Origin of the sequence: Variovorax sp. PDC80, assembly GCF_900115375.1 — a bacterium.
Classification (GTDB): Bacteria; Pseudomonadota; Gammaproteobacteria; order Burkholderiales; family Burkholderiaceae_C; genus Variovorax.
This window is the reverse complement of sequence record NZ_FOWG01000001.1, coordinates 829,448-843,735: the sequence shown is the minus strand read 5'-3', so window position 1 is coordinate 843,735 and position 14,288 is coordinate 829,448. Positions and strand designations below refer to the sequence as shown.

At 72.0% G+C, this 14,288-nt stretch carries 13 protein-coding genes; 3 read left to right on the top strand and 10 right to left on the bottom strand.

Annotation, left to right across the window (positions count from 1 at the left end; genetic code table 11):
* Positions 1-85: 85 nt before the first annotated feature.
* Entirely contained in the window at positions 86-1,009 is a 924-nt protein-coding gene (locus BM109_RS03760; protein WP_177239236.1) for a helix-turn-helix domain-containing protein, read from the top strand.
* A 251-nt stretch (positions 1,010-1,260) separates the two neighbouring features.
* Here the strand turns inward: BM109_RS03760 and BM109_RS03755 are convergent, their stop codons facing one another.
* From BM109_RS03755 to BM109_RS03740, 4 genes are all read right to left on the bottom strand, one after another.
* Positions 1,261-1,611: an H-NS histone family protein gene (locus tag BM109_RS03755; RefSeq protein ID WP_093340656.1), complete on the bottom strand. Its 351-nt coding sequence runs from the start codon at positions 1,609-1,611 to the stop codon at positions 1,261-1,263.
* 534 nt (positions 1,612-2,145) lie between these two features.
* Positions 2,146-2,859 (bottom strand): peptidoglycan DD-metalloendopeptidase family protein, encoded by a 714-nt coding sequence (locus tag BM109_RS03750; RefSeq protein WP_256222326.1) that lies wholly within the window; start codon positions 2,857-2,859, stop codon positions 2,146-2,148.
* A 157-nt stretch (positions 2,860-3,016) separates the two neighbouring features.
* Positions 3,017-4,423, bottom strand: coding sequence for a sensor domain-containing diguanylate cyclase (locus BM109_RS03745; protein WP_093340652.1), 1,407 nt, complete (start codon positions 4,421-4,423; stop codon positions 3,017-3,019).
* Between the two features lie 57 nt (positions 4,424-4,480).
* Positions 4,481-4,885 carry an ArsR/SmtB family transcription factor gene (locus tag BM109_RS03740; protein ID WP_143129067.1) on the bottom strand — a complete coding sequence of 135 codons (405 nt, stop codon included), beginning with the start codon at positions 4,883-4,885 and terminating at the stop codon, positions 4,481-4,483.
* A gap of 148 nt (positions 4,886-5,033) precedes the next feature.
* Between BM109_RS03740 and BM109_RS03735 the strand changes: the two genes are divergently transcribed.
* A complete protein-coding gene (locus BM109_RS03735) occupies positions 5,034-6,230 on the top strand; it encodes an MFS transporter (protein ID WP_093340650.1) in 1,197 nt (398 codons plus the stop codon).
* An 8-nt stretch (positions 6,231-6,238) separates the two neighbouring features.
* Here BM109_RS03735 and metC read toward each other — a convergent pair whose 3' ends face one another.
* The 4 genes from metC to BM109_RS03715 all read right to left on the bottom strand — a co-directional run bounded on the left by metC (position 6,239) and on the right by BM109_RS03715 (position 10,799).
* A complete protein-coding gene (metC, locus tag BM109_RS03730) occupies positions 6,239-7,441 on the bottom strand; it encodes a cystathionine beta-lyase (protein ID WP_093340648.1) in 1,203 nt (400 codons plus the stop codon).
* A gap of 35 nt (positions 7,442-7,476) precedes the next feature.
* Positions 7,477-8,466 carry a Bug family tripartite tricarboxylate transporter substrate binding protein gene (locus BM109_RS03725; protein WP_093340646.1) on the bottom strand — a complete coding sequence of 330 codons (990 nt, stop codon included), beginning with the start codon at positions 8,464-8,466 and terminating at the stop codon, positions 7,477-7,479.
* Between the two features lie 136 nt (positions 8,467-8,602).
* Positions 8,603-10,174 (bottom strand): rhodanese-like domain-containing protein, encoded by a 1,572-nt coding sequence (locus tag BM109_RS03720; RefSeq protein ID WP_093340644.1) that lies wholly within the window; start codon positions 10,172-10,174, stop codon positions 8,603-8,605.
* A 34-nt stretch (positions 10,175-10,208) separates the two neighbouring features.
* On the bottom strand, positions 10,209-10,799 hold the full coding sequence (locus BM109_RS03715; RefSeq protein ID WP_093340642.1) for a cysteine dioxygenase family protein: 591 nt from the start codon (positions 10,797-10,799) through the stop codon (positions 10,209-10,211).
* Positions 10,800-10,905: 106 nt separating this feature from the next.
* Here BM109_RS03715 and BM109_RS03710 point away from each other — a divergent pair, with 106 nt between their 5' ends.
* The gene (locus BM109_RS03710; RefSeq protein WP_093340640.1) at positions 10,906-11,778 is read left to right on the top strand and encodes a LysR substrate-binding domain-containing protein; all 873 of its coding nucleotides are present in this window, start codon (positions 10,906-10,908) and stop codon (positions 11,776-11,778) included.
* 7 nt (positions 11,779-11,785) lie between these two features.
* On the opposite strand, the gene BM109_RS03705 is transcribed toward BM109_RS03710, so the two are convergent.
* Together BM109_RS03705 and BM109_RS03700 are read right to left on the bottom strand one after the other, a co-directional pair.
* On the bottom strand, positions 11,786-13,360 hold the full coding sequence (locus tag BM109_RS03705) for a GGDEF domain-containing protein (RefSeq protein ID WP_256222322.1): 1,575 nt from the start codon (positions 13,358-13,360) through the stop codon (positions 11,786-11,788).
* A gap of 76 nt (positions 13,361-13,436) precedes the next feature.
* Positions 13,437-14,267 carry an urease accessory protein UreD gene (locus tag BM109_RS03700; protein ID WP_093340636.1) on the bottom strand — a complete coding sequence of 277 codons (831 nt, stop codon included), beginning with the start codon at positions 14,265-14,267 and terminating at the stop codon, positions 13,437-13,439.
* Between the last annotated feature and the right edge of the window lie 21 nt (positions 14,268-14,288).

The window sequence follows — 14,288 nt, the reverse complement described above, 5'->3', positions numbered from 1 at the left end:
GCGGGAGGCCGAACGCTCGTTAACCCAAATCGGCAAAATGCGCGGGCCGGCGTACGCTGGCAACCCACCGCCCCCTTGCCCACGCATGGCCCTCACCCTCGACCTGTTCGACGACTTCCACCTGCATGGCGCCTCCGCGCCCGAATGGCAGCAGCGCTACCTGCAGCTGTCGCAGGGCGTGATGCGCAGCACGCTGGCCGAGGCGGTCTCGGGCGGGGTGCATGTGTTCCGCAAGTGGATGAGCGAGCGTGTGGTGCAGCAGGGCTGCCTGCCCGCGGGACGGCTGTGCTTCGCGGTCGGCAACGGCCAGGGCGCGGGCATTCCGCGCGTGCAGGGCCGCGCGCTCGAGGACCACAGCCTGTTCCTGCTGCGCGCGGGCGACGACTTCACCTTGCAGCGCCCGCGCGGCATGGAGCTGCTGGCCGTGACCTTCGAGGCCGAGCAGTTCCGCCGCCTGCTCGATGCGCGACCGCTGCCGCCGCAGGCGCTGCGCCTGCTGTCGCAACCGGTGCTGCGCGCGCCGGCCGAAGCCGTGGCGCAATTGCGGCGCGTCTTGCTGGGGCTGGTGCAGGGCGGCGATGCCGCGGCCGAGGAGGCCGCCGCGCGCATCGCCTTCGAGGCCTTGCATGCCGTGCTCGAGGGGGCGGCCGGCGCGCCACCGGGCGTGGCCGGCAGTTCGGCGAGCTTCATCGTCTCGGAGTGCCACCGCATCGTGGCCGCCAGCGGTGCCGCGCCGCCCGACATCGATGCGCTGTGCCGGCGCCTGCGCACCAGCCGGCGCAGCCTGCAGAACGGCTTCCGGCAGATGGCCGACACGACGCCGGTGCATTACCTGCGCAGCCTGCGGCTCAATGCGGTGCGCGATCGCCTGCTGGCCACATCGACCGCGCAACTGAGCGTGTCGCAGGCGGCCGAGGCGCAGGGCTTTCATCAATTGAGCCATTTCTCGCAGCGCTACAAGGCACTGTTCGGCGAGTTGCCGTCGGCGACGCCGCGCGCCGGGGCATAGCGATCTCGCAATTCCCGATGACACGGGGACTCGGCGGGCGATGGTCAATTGATGCCAGCACCGGTTGGTATCCGGCGCGGAGCCGACATGAAGACAGACCCTCGATCGAGGCCCGCCCGTGTCGCGGCGCAATTCGGATGGTTCCCAAAAAAGACATGCGGCCGCAAGGGCCGCATGTGCAATTCGAAAACGCCGAAGCGGGCTTCGGGATGGCGCGCTGGTGGTAGCAGGGCTTCCCGAAGACCGTCGCTTTATTTCGCGAGCAGTTCGTCGGGCGACTTGCCTGCTTCGAGCGCGGCCTTGAACCAGCCGGGACGCGGACCACGGCCACTCCACACATTGCCCTGGTCGTCCCGGAACTTGGGCGCATTGCCCGTGGCTGCCTTGCGACCCTTGCGGCCCTTACGCGCGGCGGGCTTCGCCGCGGCGGCCGGACGGCCCGGCGAGCGACCGAAACCCAGTTCGGCGGCCGTGAAGCCATACACCTCGATGGCTTCGCGGATGCGTTCGAGAACGCCGTCCGCTTCCTTCTTGCGAAGCTGATCCGCTTCTTTCTGGAGTTGTTCGATTTGCTTCTGGACCTGTTGGAATGTCTTGGCCATGGAGATGCTTTGTATTGGAGTGAAGAGAGAGGAGAGCAGGCGAGATTAGGCTGCGAACGCATTTTTCGTTGTCAGCAATTGTCGCAAGATCGAAATCAGGACAGGTTGCCGACAGGTGGTCTACAAAAAAAGCATCCGTTGGCCGATCGCCAATCCGTGCCGGCTTTCGGATCCGGCCCGCCGACTTTATCTGATTGGCAACCGGAATTCGGATTCCATTTTGGGAATTGGGGAGTTTGCCAACGCATCGACCGGCGCATTGGGAATCCGGCCAGCGGCAGTCGTGGCCGGGTGCGGACTGCACATCAATAGCTTCCCCGATCGATGAATGCATTCGACTTCATCGCAGCCGCGAGTGGCCGGGCATTGTGCGGCGCGGCATTCGCCGCGGATCGTCGAGTCCGCAATTGGGCGGGCACAAAGAACTCCGCCGGGAATATTCAGATCGTCGTGTTCGGGGCGCGATCGGAAATCCCAATTCGCAAAGTCCACCCAATTCCGGTGGGGATCGCGAGACCCGCCGTCAGTCGGGGGTTATCGCCCGTCGGCCAGGAAGGACCGCGGATCGACCGCGCGCCCGCCCACGCGGACCTCGAAATGCAGCTTGACCCGGTCCGCGTCGGTATTGCCCATCTCGGCGATCTGCTGGCCCTTCTGCACGGTCTGGCCCTTCTTCACCAGCGCGGTGCGCAGGTGGGTGTAGACCGTCATGCGCGAGCTGCCGTGGTCGATCATGAGCACGTTGCCGTAGCCGCGCAGGGTTTCGCTGACCGTGACCACACCTCTGGTCGCGGCGACCACCGGTTCGCCGAGCTTGCCGGCGATGTCGACGCCCTTGTTGCTGCCGCCGTTGAAGCCGGCGATCACCTGGCCCTGCGCGGGCCAGGCCCAGTCGCCGGTGCCGACGCGCGAGGGCGGCGGGCCCGATTCGCGTGGCGCCGGCGGCACGGGCCGCTTCGAGGGTTCGCGCTCGCCGCCTGCTGCGGTGCGCGGCGGCGGTTCCGACGCGCCGCCCGGCGGCACGATGCGCAGCACCTGGCCGACCTCGAGCTTGTCCGGGTCGTCGATGCCGTTCCAGCGCGAGATGTCCTGCATCCGGCGGCCGGTCTTCGAGGCGATGCGGTACAGGGTGTCGCCCGGCTGCACCACGTAGTTGCCGGGACCGCGTGCATCGCTCTTCTCGACGGGCGCGTTGCCCGGTGATGGGGTGGAGCAGCCCGCGATGGCCAGCGCCATCGTCAGTGCCACGAGCGGCGCGGCGTGCCTGCGCCAGTTCCTGCCTGTCGAAACCAAAACCGGATACCTCCTGGATCAAAAGCCGCCGTGCGCGGCGGGGCATGATCGCACGAGGCGGCGGCGGGCCGTCCGGAAGGCGGCCGCGAGCCGGCGTAGGAGGCCGGGAGGCTCAGGCGATGACGTTGAACCAGCGCGTGGCGCTGGCGCCGTCGATGCGCGCTTCCTGCCGCGCATGGGCGGCCTGTTCGAGCACCGCCGTGACCGGCCGCGCCGGATCGCCGATGGCGAAGCCGACCTTGCAGTCCAGCCCGTGGCCGAGCGCCCGCGCGCCGCGCACCAGCGAGGAGCCGACGCGTTCGGCCGCCTGCGCCAGCCCGTCGCGCGGGCCGGTCAGCACGATGACGAAGGTGTCGGCGTCGACGCGCCCGCAGGCGTCGCCGGGCCGCACCGAGCGGCGCATGCGGCCGACGAAGGCCTGCAGCAGCCGTTCGGCCGCTTCCTCGCCGAGGCGGTCGCGCGCCGCGGCGAGGCCGCCGAGCTCGACGCTGATCGCGCACCAGAGGAAGCCGGGGCTGTTCTCGGCCACGCTGCGTGCCTGTCGCACCTGCGCGAGGAAGACCTCGGGCAGCGGCAGGCCGGTGGTGTCGTCATGCGCCATGTCCTCGGGCGCGGGCGCCACTTCGGCGGCCACGCCGGGCTTGGGCATGGCCTCGGCCGCGGGGCCGGGCACGGTGAGCGCGCGCGCGGTGGCGCTGGGCACCACCACGTCGGGCACGTTGAGGAACGCGGGCCGGAATTCGCGGTTGAGCCGGCGCGCGATCAGCGCCGAAGCGGCCAGGCCCAGCACGATCAGGCAGCTGCCCATGCCGAGCAGCGAGGCCAGCGGGTTGCGGGCGCTGCGGTTCAGGGTGTCCTCGGGCACGCCGACCGCGACCCACCAGGCCGTGCCGGGCACCGGCGCGATGGTGGAGAGCACCTTCAGGCCGTCGAGCGTGAGCGTGCTGCTGACGCTGCGGTCGGCGCCGGCGATCTTCTGCCGCAGCTGCGGCGTGGCGTGATGGCCGAGGTAACGGTCCTCGTCGCGCGAGCGCGCGACCACCTTGCCGCTGGCGTCGACCAGCGAGGCGACCCAGCCCTCGGGCCAGATCTGTTCGCGCAGCACCACGCCGAAGCCCTCGGGCCGCAGGCTGGCGCGCGCGATCGCGGCATCGACCAGCACGTTCGGGTGGTACTGGCGGTAGAGGGCATGGAGCGCGGCCGAGGTCTCGCCCGAGGCCAGCACCTCGAAACGCTGGCCCGCGCCGGGCAGGGCGGCGAGCTGGTGGACGTCGGCGCGCAGACGGTCGGCTTCGCGCGCCATCGCGGCGGCGGTGCTGTTGGCCTTGTCGAGCAGCAGCTGGCGCTCGCGGGCTTCGGCCTGGTCGCCCATGCGCGTGGTGACGTAGACGCTGAAGACCAGCATCGGCACGAGCACGAAGAGCTGGACCGCGATCAGCCAGGGAATGAAGCTCGCCGGGCGCGAGTGCGCGCTTCCCGGCGGGAAAGTGGTGCGTTGGAAGAAGCCGATCCGGTTCATGGCAGGTGTGCGCTGCGCTGGAGCCTGAATGTAACCTTTGGCCTTAAGAAAAGGTCACTAATTGTTGCCCAGTGCGGGGGCTTTTTTCACGCCCCGGCGACCGGCGGTGTTTGGTGCGGGTGCCGGCGGCGGTGCCGGGGCGTCCTGCCGCTCCTGGCGGGCGGCCGTGATCATGGCGTCGAGCAGGCCCGGGAAGCGCCGCGCGAGGTCGTCGCGCCGCAGCCGCATGTAGCGCGCGGTGCCCTCGGCGCGGGTCTGCGTCAGGCCCGATTCGCGCAGCCGGGCCAGGTGGTAGGACAGCCGCGACTTCGATCCCAGCCCCAGGAAGCTCGAGCAGTTGAGCTCGGCGTGCTCGTCCAGCAGCAGCAGGATGCGGCGGCGCGTGGCATCGCGCAGGGCGTCGTAGACGGCCGACAGGTCGATGTCTTCGGTGGCCGGGTGCGGGAGCTCGGGGGTCGACATGGCGCAGCAGGGTAACCCAGCGACACCTTGGCGTTAAGCCGAAGGACCCCAAGGGCCTCGAAGTTCAACGGTTATTGAACAAAGGCGCGCTTCGCAGTACGCTCGCGGCCCTTGTTCAACAGTCGTTGAACCAATCGGAAGGTAACGGATGCTGACAAAACTGATCTGGCTGATGGCGGGCGCGTTCGCCATCGGCACCGAGGGCTTCGTGATCGCGGGCATCCTGCCCGCGGTGTCGCGCGACCTGCACGTGACCATTGCGCAGGCCGGCCACCTGGTGATGGCCTTCGCCTTCACCTATGCGATCGCGGCGCCGGTCACGGCCACCTTGACCGCGAGCTGGCCCTTCGGCCGGCAGCTGCGGCTGGCGATGGGCGGCTTCACGCTCGCCAACGTGATCGCCGCGCTCGCGCCGGGCTTCACGGCGCTGCTGATCGCGCGCGTGCTGCTGGCGCTGTTCGCGGGGCTGTTCATGGCGGCCGCGGGTTCGTACGCGGCCGCCTCGTCCGAGCCGTCGCGGCGCGGCCGGGCGCTGGCGCTGCTCTACATGGGCATGACGGCCGCGACCGTGCTCGGCGTGCCGCTGGGCACCTGGGTCGGCAACAACTTCGGCTGGCGCGCCACCTTCTGGATGATCGGCCTGCTGTCGCTGGTGTCCCTGCTCGGCCTGACCCGGCTGCGCCCGCTCACCGTGCCCTGGCCCGTGCCCAGCCTGCGCGAGCGGCTGCGCATCGCCGCGCGGCCCGACGTGCTGATGACGCTGGGCGTCACGCTGGTCTGCTTCGCGGGCATCTTCGGTGTCTACACCTACCTGTCGCCGCTGCTGCGGCTGGTGGCCGGGCTGTCGGACGACGGCGTGGCGCTGGCGCTGCTCTCGTTCGGCGTCTGCGGCGCCATCGGCAACCTGCTGGGCGGCCACATGGCCGACCGCTTCGGTGCGCTGCGCGTGGGCGGCCTGGCGCTGGCCGTGCTGGGCCTGGTGCAGGCCGGCCTGGCCTGGGTCGCGCATGCGGCGCCGCCGCAGGTCGCGGTCTACCTGGTGTTCGGGCTGATCATGGCCTGGGGCGTGGTGGGCTGGTCGTTCCCGCCGGTGCAGCAGGTCACCTTGGTGCAGCAGGCACCGCAGGCGGTGTCGGTGGTGCTGTCGCTCAATGCCTCGGCGATGTACTTCGGCATCGCGCTGGGCGCATGGATCGGCTCGCTGGTGGTGGCGGCCGACAAGGTGCGCTCGCTGCCCTGGGTGGGCGCCGCGGGCGTGTTCGCGGCGGCCGGCCTCGCGGCCGTGGTGCGCGGCCGGTTGCGGCGCGCGGCCCGGCGCGCGCAGGCCGCGCCGCTGCCGGCCTGAACACGTTCTCAGGCGGCGTGCAGCGCCGCGAAGCCGCGCCCGAGGTCGGCCACCAGGTCGGCCGGCGCCTCGAGCCCGACATGCAGCCGCACCACCGCGCCGCGCGCGCTCCAGTCGCTCACGCTGCGCGCCGCGCGCAGGTTGGCCCAGGCCACCAGGCTCTCGTAGCCGCCCCAGGACGAGCCGCGCCCGAACAGCGCGAGCGCGTCGACCAGCCGCTCGACCGCGGCCGGCGCGATCTCGGGCCGCAGCTCGAAGGACAGCAGCCCGTTGGTGCCGCTGCAGTCGCGCCGCCAGAGATCGTGGCCCGGATGCGTGGGCAGCGCGGGGCAGAACACGGTCGCGACCTCGGGCCGCGCCTGCAGCCAGTGCGCGACCTCGAGCGCATGCTGCTCGTGCAGGCGCAGCCGCGCCGACAGCGTGCGGATGCCGCGCAGCACCAGCCAGGCGTCGTCGGGGCTCACGGTCATGCCGAAGGCGTCGCAGCGCTCGTTGAGCGCGCGCCAGGCCTCGCGCGTGGTGGCCACCGTGCCCATCATCACGTCGGAGTGGCCCGAGAGGTACTTGGTGGCGGCCATCAGCGAGATGTCGGCGCCGAGCGCGAGCGGGCGGTACTGCAGGCCCGAGCCCCAGGTGTTGTCGGCCGCCAGCAGCGCGCCGCGCGCATGCGCGAGCGCGGCCAGCTTGGGCAGGTCGCACATCTCGTAGACCAGCGAGCCCGGGCACTCGGCGTAGACCAGCCGCGTCGCGGGCTCGAACAGCGCCTCGATGCCGCTGCCGTCGGCCGCGAAGAAGCTGCAGCGGATGCCGTAGGGATCGAGGAAGGAATGCACCAGGTGGCGCGCCGGCTCGTAGACGCTGTCGGACATCAGCACGTGGTCGCCGGGCTTGAGGTAGGACAGCAGCACCATGCCGATGGCCGCGAGGCCGGTGGGAAAGAGCCGCGTGCGGTAGCCGCCCTCGAGTTCGCTGACCGCATCCTCGAGCGCGAAGGTGGTGGGCGTGCCGCGCGCGCCGTAGCTGAAGACGCGCTCCTCGCCGCGCCGCGCGCGGGCCTCGCGCATCGCGGCCACGCTGTCGAACACCACCGTGCTCGCGCGCACCAGCGGCGGGTTGACCGGCGCGCCGCCCGCATGGGCCGGGTGCTTGCCGAGGTGGGCGATGCGGGTCTCGAGCGACAGGCCGGAGGAATCGGTGGGCGAGGCGGGCATGGGCTTCTTCTCTGACGTGAAGGCGGTCGCCGATGCTAGTCGGCGCGCGCGCCCGACAGCTTGACGATGCGCGACCAGCGCTCGATGTCCTGCCTGAGCTGCGCCGCGAAGGCTTCGGGCGTGTTGGCGACCACCTCGCTGCCGCCGTCGGTGACCTGCCTGTTCACCTCGGGCAGGTGCAGGGTGCGCACGATCGCCTCGTTGAGATAGGCCACGCGCTCGGGCGGCGTGCCGGCCGGCGCGAAGAAGCCGTACCAGTCCTCGAAGCGCGCGTTGGCATAGCCGAGCTCCTCGAGCGTGGGCGCCTTCGCGAACACGCCGATGCGGCGCGGGCTGGTCACGGCCAGCACGCGCAGCTTGCCGCTTTGCACCATGCCCGCGACCGAGGCGGTGGAGGTCACGAGCACGTCGACCTGGCCGCCGAGCAGGTCGGTGAGCGCGGGGCCCGCGCCCTTGTAGGGCACGTGCGTCATGTCGACGCCGTTGTCCTTCTGCAGCACCACGCCGACCAGGTGCGAGAGCGTGCCGTTGCCCGGCGTCGCATAGGTGAGCTTGCCGGGGCTGGCCTTGGCCTTCGCGGCCAGGTCGGCGAAGGACTTGAGCGGCGAGTTCGCCTCCACCACCAGCGCGAGCGGCGCCGCGTTGATCTGCGTGATCGGCACGAAGTTCTTGACCGGGTCGAAGCCCGGTGCCGCGTACAGCGCGGGGTTCACCGCCATGATCGAGACCTGCGAGGTCAGCACGGTGTAGCCGTCGGCCTTGGCATCGGCCACCGCCTTGGCGCCGATGTTGCCGCCCGCGCCGCCGCGGTTGTCGACCACGGCCGGCTGGCCCGTGATCTCGGCCAGGCGCGTGGTCACCAGGCGCGCGGTGGCGTCGTTGCCGCCGCCGGGCGGGAACGGCGAGACGAAGCGGATCGCCTGCGTGGGGTAGCCGTTGCGCGCGGGCAGTGGGTCGGCCGCCGCGCCCTGCAGCACGAGGGCCGCGCTCCACGCGGCGGCGAACAACCAGCGCGCGCGGCGCATGCGGGACGGACGGTGCGTGGAAAGGCCGGAAGCAGTCGACATGGTGAACTCCTGGACGGAACGAGCGAGGACGAGCGAAGGCCGGACCGTGGCGCGAGGCCGCGGACCGTGGACTGGCGGAAACGGGGAACGAGGGCTACGCGCCCGGCAATCGGAAGGCGGCGCGCTCCTGCGCGTCGAGCTGCGCGACCAGGCCGGTCTCCCAGGCGAGGTAGCGGCGCGCGGCCTCCTTGTTGCCGTCGTGGCGGTCGTGCACGAAGAACAGGTAGTCGATGCAGTCGGCATCGCCGGGCAGCGCGGGCGTGGCCTCGCGCGGCAGCCCGGCGGCGCGCCACGCGGCCATGCCGCCTTCGAGCAGCAGCGGTGCCGCGTGGTCCTCGAGCTCGGAGGCGACGGCCCAGGCGGCGAGTGCCGGGTCGTCGGCGATGAGCACCAGGGGCCGTGTCTCGCCGCGCAGGTCGTCGGCCAGCCGCGGCCGGATCGACCAGCGCGCGCCCGCGATGTGGCCAGCGCGGAACGCCATGCCCGGCCGCAGGTCGACCAGCGCGACTTCGCCGCTGTCGATGCGCGCCGACAGTGCACGCGCATCGATCGTGGCGAGCGGCTTCGGCGCAGGCGCTGCAACCGCCTCGAGCGCCAGCCCGCTCGCGAGCCCGCCCTCGAGCACGCTCGCGTCGTGGCCCATCTGGCGCAGCCAGCTCGCGACCGTGGGCGCGCGCACGCCGTCGCTGTCGAACAGCACCAGCCGCGCGCCGCGCACGCCCAGGTACTGGTCGGCCGCCTGCAGCAGTTGCCCGCCCGGTGTGTGCTGCGCGCCGGGCAGGCTGCCGGCCGCGAATTCCTCGGGCGTGCGCACGTCGCACAGGAACAGGCTGCGGCCCGCGTCGCCGGCCCAGTCGCGCACCGTGCGCGCATCGACCGTGGGCGCGCCGAAGCGCGCGGCCAGCGCCTGCGCGGCCTCGCGCAGCTCGGCGTTGCCGCTGTCGTCGGCATAGCGCTCGGTGCCGCCGTGCGCGAGCGCATGGTCGGCCAGGTACCAGCCCTGGGTGCCGTTCTCGAGCGCATAGACCGGGTTCGGAACGCCGAGGTTGATCAGCGTCTGCGCGCCGATGATGCTGCGCGTGCGGCCCGCGCAGTTGACGACGATGGTCGTGCGCTCATCGGGCACCAGCCGGCGCACGCGGTAGGCGAGCTCGCCGTTGGGGCAGCAGGTCGCGCCCGGGATGTTCATCTTGAAGAACTCGCTCACGGGCCGGCCGTCGAGCACCACCACGTCGTCGCGGCGCGCGAGCATGGCGGCGAGTTCGTCGGCGCCGATGCGCGGCGTGTGATAGGCCTCCTCGGCCAGTTCGCCGAAGGTCTTCGAGGGCAGGTTCACGCCCGCGAACAGCGCATGGCCCGCGGCCTGCCAGGCGCGCGTGCCGCCTTCGAGCACGTGTACCTCGGTGTAGCCGAGCGCCCGCAGGCGTTCGGCGGCGCGCTCCGCGACACGCCGGCTCTGCGCGTCGCCGCCGTCATAGGTCACGACGCGCACGCCGCGGCGCGGCAGCAGGCGCGGCGCATCGAGCTCGAGCCGGCTGAAGGGCAGCGGCACGCCGTAGAACAGGTGCGACTCGCCGTACTGGCCGTGCTCGCGCACGTCGAGCAGCGCGATCTCGCCGCCGTCGTGCAGCCAGCGCTTGAGGGTCTTCGGATCGATGGAGGTCATGGGGAGCGGAAAGGAGGAAAGCGGGGGAACCGGTTCAGCGCCGCGTCTGCACGCCGATGCCCATGGTCTGGCAGGTGCCGGCCGCGAGGTCGTAGGCGGTGCGGCGGTCCAGCGTCTCGAGCGCGCGGCCGTACATGTGCAGGTGGCGGATGGTCTGCTCGCCCTGGATCTCGACCGAGTGGATGTCCTCGGGCATCAGCGCGATGCCGGCGCCGGGCGCGACCACCACCAGCGCGGTCTCCTCGAGCCGGCCCACGCCGGGCACCGAGCCGTCGTCCAGCCGCTGGTAGACGCGGTTGTGCTCGGTGCCTTCCACCGCGGCGATGCAGGCCCAGGTCGTGTGGTTGTGCGGCACGATGCGCTTGCCCGGGCGCATCACGTTGAGATAGAGCGCATAGCTCTGGTCGGCGTCCTCGGCGATCAGGTAGCGCGCCTGGTGCTCGCCGGGCTCGGGCGGCGGGTAGTCGCCGGCCTGCCAGTACTCGGCGCGGGCCGCCAGGCCCTGCAGTGCTTCGAGCACCTCGGCCAGTTTCTCGCGCGTCGGTTCACCGCCATCGATGGTTTTCTTCATCTGGCCGATGGCGTTCTGGACGGCCTCGTGGCGCGGGGCGGATGCGGTGCTCATGCGGTTTCTCCTGTGGGGATGCCTGATTTCTGTGCAGCCACTGTAGTGAGCCCGGCGCCACCGAACAATCCAGCACGGGCGCAAAACACATCAATAAAATTAATGGATGCCCACGCTCGACCTCGAACTGCTGCGCACGCTCGCGGCCGTCGTCACCCATCGCAGCTTCGCCGCCGCGGCGGTGCACCTGGACCGCACGCAGTCGGCCGTCACGCAGCAGATGCAGCGGCTCGAGGAGCAGATCGGCCATCCGCTGTTCGCCAAGCAGGGCCGGCAGAAGCGGCTGACCGAGCACGGCCAGCGCCTGCTCAACTACGCGCACCACCTGCTGGCGCTCAACGACGAGGCGCTGCGCAGCCTGCGCGAGGGCCAGCTCGAGGGCAACCTGCGCATCGGCGCGCCGCACGACGTGGCCGAGACCATGCTGCCGCTGCTGCTGACCGAGGTGGCGCGCACCTCGCCGCTGCTGCAGCTCGACATCCACGTGGCACGCAGCCCCTACCTCATGACCTCGCTCAAGCGCGGCGAGGTCGACATGATCATCTCGAACCGCATCGACACCCAGTTCGAGGGCGTAGTGCTGCGCAACTCGCCGACCGTGTGGCTGTGCGCCGCGGGCTACGTGCACGACCGCGCGAAGCCGGTGCCGCTGATCATGGCCGACGGGCCCAGCATCTTTCGGCGCATCGGCCACGAGGCGCTCGACGCGGCCGGCGTGGCCTGGACGCCGCGCTACACCTCCTCGAGCCTGATCGGCATCAAGGCGGCGCTGCGCGCGGGGCTCGGCGTGACGGCGCGCGGCGTGGAGCAGCTCGACGCGGGCCTGCGCGTGCTCGGCGTGGGCGACGGCATGCCGCGGCTGCCCGACCTGGCCTACCACCTCTACGTGCGCAGCCACGTGGTGAACCCGGTCACGCGGCAGGTGTTCGAGCACCTCAAGAAGCACCTGCGGCTGCCGCGCACCGACGCGGCGGGCTGAGCGGCGCTCAGCGCACCGCGGACAGGGCGTGGCCGTCCTGTTTGGCGCGGTACATCGCCTGGTCGGCGGCCGCGAGCAGGTCGCGCGGCGTCTCGCCGCCGCTGCCCAGCGCGATGCCCACCGACACGCCGATCAGCGTGCTCGCGCGCGCCAGCTGCAGCGGCTCGGCGATCGCCGCGATGCAGCGTTGCGCCAGCACCTGCGCGCCCTGTTCCACGGGCTCGGCGAGGCCGGTGGCGAGCAGCACGAACTCGTCGCCGCCGATGCGCGCCACGGTGTCGGTCTGCCGCACCAGGGCCTGCAGCCGGCCCGCGATCTCGCGCAGCGCGAGGTCGCCGGCCTCGTGGCCCAGGGTGTCGTTGAGCCGCTTGAAACCGTCGAGGTCCAGGTAGAGCACCGCCACCTGCTGCCCATGGCGCGCGGCCTGGGCCAGCGCCTGCTGCAGCCGCTCGTCGAGCAGCTTGCGGTTGGGCAGGCCGGTCAGCGTGTCGTGATGGGCCAGCCGCGCCAGCGCCTGCTGGTTGTCGACCAGCTTGGCCAGCAGCCGGTTGAAGGCCTGCGTCAGGTGGCCGATCTCGTCGTCGCGCACCACGCGCAGCGGCGCCAGCGGCAGCTCGCCGCGCGTCATGCGGTCGGCCTGATCGGCGGCGCGCAGCAGCGGGCGCAGCAGCCAGGTCATGATCAGGCCGATCACGATCAGCACCATCGTCACGGCCGGCGCGCGCTGCTGCAGGATGAAGGCCTGCATGCGCGCCACCGGCGCCAGCGCCTCCGACACCGGCAGCCGCGCCACCACGAACCAGCCGGTGGTCGGCACCGAGGCGATGGCCGAGATCTCGTCGATGCCCCTCGCGTTGCGCGTCGTGCCGCTGCCGCGGTAGCCCGCCATCGCGCGGTCGTGCAACGGGTTCACGCCGTCGGGCGGGGTGGGGGTGAGCATCATCGTCGCATCGGTCGAGGCGACGAACAGCCGGTCGCGCGGCGAGATCACGAGGATGCCGCCGGCCTGGCCCACGCGGCCTTCGAGCAGGTGGTCGAGCAGGCCGTCGGCCGTGAGGTCGGCGGTGCCGAGCAGCACGGCCACCACGTCGCCGCGGCCGTCGCGCAGCGGCACGGCCATGGGCAGGGCCGCATGGTGCTGCGCGGTGGCCTGCGCCCGGCCCACGGCGCGCCGGCCGGCGCGCGCGGCCGCGAATTCCAGCGCCTCGGTCGCGAACTGGCCGTCCTGGTCGAGCCGCCTGCCGTCGGGCGTGGCGAGCGCCAGGCCGAGCGGGAACAGCGGGTTCAGCGCGCCGCGCTCCGCGAGCCAGGCATGCAGCGGCGCGGGCTGTGCCAGCAGCTCGGGCGGCACGGCCTGCGCCAGCCGCTCGAGGAAGGCGAGCCGCTCCACCAGGTAGTTGTCGACGTCGCGCGCCACGTAGGCGGCCAGTGCCGTCTGCTGCGAGGCCACCGATTGCGTCAGGTCCTCGCGCAGGAAGCGGCTGAGCTGGATGTAGCTGGCGGCGGTGCCGACGATCGCCATCACCAGCCCCATCACCAGAAGGCGGACAACCAGGCTGCGAGCGGATGTTCGGAGAGTCACTCTGGCGGCGGGTCGTGAGGCGGGGAGGTGCGGGACTGTAGCCGAAGCCTCCGTGCCGCCGCCGCGGCAGGGGACTTCAGGTCGACCAGATGCGCGGCGTGGCGGCCGGCAGCGACCACAGCTCGGCGCGCCAGTCCTGCCACACCTGGCGCAGCAGCCGCATCGCGGGCTCGACCACCGGCGCGAGCACGCGCAGCACCACCACCTCGGCATGCGGGCTGGTGGCACCGGCGCTGTCGGCCAGGCCCTGGGCCTCGATGCGTTCGCGCGCGAGCGCGAGCAGCGCCTCGCGCCGGGCGCGCGCGGCCGGCGTGCCCGCCACGTAGAACAGCGAGGCCAGGCAGCGGTGGCCGCCCAGGCCCAGCGGGCTTTGCAGCAGCCGGTGGTCGGCCGCGTCGATGCGCCCGCGCTCGAGCCACACGCCAGGCGCCTCGATGTGCTGCAGCAGGCTGCCGCGCTCGAAGGGCTGGCGCGCATGCGGCAGGCCCAGCGCCGTCACGTCCCAGCCGATCATCTCGGCGCCGGGCTCGGCCTCGATGGCGATGCGGTTCTCGGCCATGCAGCCGCTGTAGCAGATGGCCTCGAGCGGCAGCCATTCGAGCCGCGCGCCGGCCGCCAGCCGCAGCCGGGTGCGCTGCACCGCGCGCTCGCCCTCGCTGCGGTAGAAGCGCGAGGCGCCGGGCGTGGTCACCAGGCCATGGCTGCCGGCGGCGGCCTCGACCTCGATCTCGAGCGTGTCGCCGCCCACCAGCCCGCCCGGCGGATGCACCAGCACGTTGTGGCAGACGGTGTCGCCCTCGGGGTAGAGGCTCTGCAGGATGCGCAGCGGGCCGTCGTGGCGGAAGCGGGCGACGGTGCGGTCGGCTTCGTGTCGGTAGGAGAGATGGAGGCGGGCGTGCCAGGGCATGCGGGGGAGTCTAGGTCCTCG